Annotated in this window: 2 protein-coding genes; one reads left to right on the top strand and one right to left on the bottom strand. The window is 40.8% G+C overall.

The genetic code is table 11. The features are described 5' to 3' along the window. Positions 1-423: glycosyltransferase family 2 protein (locus HW443_RS10950; RefSeq protein ID WP_176238197.1), on the bottom strand; the 423-nt coding region annotated here is incomplete at its 3' end. Positions 424-533: 110 nt separating this feature from the next. On the opposite strand from HW443_RS10950, the gene HW443_RS10945 reads away from it, so the two are divergent. After that, the gene (locus HW443_RS10945) at positions 534-1,244 is read left to right on the top strand and encodes a class I SAM-dependent methyltransferase (RefSeq protein ID WP_176238196.1); all 711 of its coding nucleotides are present in this window, start codon (positions 534-536) and stop codon (positions 1,242-1,244) included. Positions 1,245-1,895 lie beyond the last annotated feature (651 nt).

The raw sequence follows: 1,895 nt of genomic DNA, 5'->3' as shown, positions 1-1,895 counted from the left end.
ATCGGTTTTTTTTTTATCCTTGAGCAGGGGGCCGCTTATTTTGTGAGAGATTATAGCAAAGGGGTTTACCACAACCCTGTATCCTAGGAGCTTGGCTCGCCAGCCGATGTCAATATCATCTGTGGACAGGAAGAGTTTGGCATCAAAACCCCCTATTTTTTCCAACACTTCTCGTCTAGCTAAATAATGACCACTAGCAAAAACCTCGGTCACATAGTCATACTGGCCATGATCTACCTCGCCGCCACCTATAAGGGAGGGGAAACCATATATGTCTACGTTAGCACCGCCAACCGTGTCGATGATATTCTTCTCGTCTAAATGAAGCACCTTACAGGTAACGATACCTATCGTGGGCAAATTTAAGCTAGCATTATCTGATGTAAAGGCTGTTTTATGGAACATCAAGAACTTACTAGACACATATAGACTCCACAAACAAATCCTACGAATGCGCGTTGTCGACGATCATACTATTAAAAGAAAAATGATTAAAAAGAGCCTTAAAATCAGCAATTTCAGGAGGTTTTACAATGCTTTTAAGAAAGTTTCATGACCCACGCCAGTGCGTTCAGGAAAGGATGGTTCCAACAAAAAAAGGGGGGGAATACCTTTTTAAAATACATCTTAGTCTTTATGACTTTGCGCAACCATATACAGTGAACAAAATTGTACTCGATGCCGGTTGTGGTTACGGCTATGGTTCGTATTATTGGGCGAGTAATGGTGCAAAAAACGTGGTAGGCATAGACATTTCAGATGAGGCGATTCAGTATGCAAAGAAACAGTATCACCTAGAAAATTTAGAGTACAGGATTATGAATGTGACTAATTTAGATTTTCCAGACGAAAGTTTTGATGTAGTGTGCTCAATAGAGGTAATCGAGCATTTAGAAGAGTATGAGAGGCACCTATTGGAAATTCGTAGAGTTCTAAGACCGGGAGGAATTTTGGTTTTATCCACACCGAATAAAAAGCTAACTGCTGGGCAAAATTATTACCATTATCATGAGTTCGAACCGTTGGAGTTATATAAACTGCTTGAAGGGTACTTCAAGATTGAAAGCTTGGAGGGTATGCGACACTCAATCCTTTTTAGATTAGTATCGAAGATTGCACCATATAACGTTATAACCCTTTTTAAAGGGACAGCATTGTACAGAAAATTGATTTCTAAATATGCTGATTTGCAAAAAGATAATGTAGAGAAGTCGTCGACAATTATAGCGGTTATGAGAAAGTGATGATACAAAGTTATCTACACTCATACTAGCGTGTTCAGGAGTGAAAGGAGAACAATAAGTATCGCGAGAGACCAGTACGATAGAGAAAGACCATTCATAAGAAGGGTCGACCTTTGACTTTAACGCGAGGCGGGATTAACTATGCCTTCCGGACAAAGGTAAATAATATAGATTGAAGGGATATGATGCAACATTTCCTGGATAGAATTCTATCAAAAGTACGACTTATTTTTCCTTTCTCTTACGTGAGGATGGTCAAGCGAAGCTTAGACAAAAAAGGAAGCAGCATTCTGGATGTAGGTTGCGGGCCTGGGGAGGCGATGAAAGTCTTCAACCCAAAAAGGAAGTTCTATACAGTGGGAATAGATGCTTATTCCCCACAGTTAAAGCAGTGTCAATCCACAAATTCCCATGATTCCCTGATCTGTGTGTTGCTAGTGTTTCATGGTTGCTCCCAGAGGCAAGGAAGCCTACGGGTGTGGCTATTATGACCTGTCGCCTGGCTATCTCTTCGAGTTTCGAAAGCAGTCTTAATCCATCGTCTTTGGTGACATGTTCTATTGCATGCAAGCAGAGGACGATGTCGAAACTTTTCTCTTTAGAGGCTGTCTAAAAACTCCAATTTCAAAAACTCATCTCCCACTTCGCCCC

This window comes from Candidatus Hakubella thermalkaliphila (genome assembly GCF_013281975.1).
Taxonomy (GTDB): domain Bacteria; phylum Actinomycetota; class Humimicrobiia; order Hakubellales; family Hakubellaceae; genus Hakubella; species Hakubella thermalkaliphila.
Note: the sequence above shows the minus strand (reverse complement) of the source record. Positions and strands in the feature narration are given on the sequence as shown.

What these genes read in the sequence shown, in the direction of transcription:
- HW443_RS10945 (WP_176238196.1), top strand. Translation starts at nt 534, where the DNA reads ATGCTTTTAAGAAAGTTTCATGACCCACGCCAGTGCGTTCAGGAAAGG.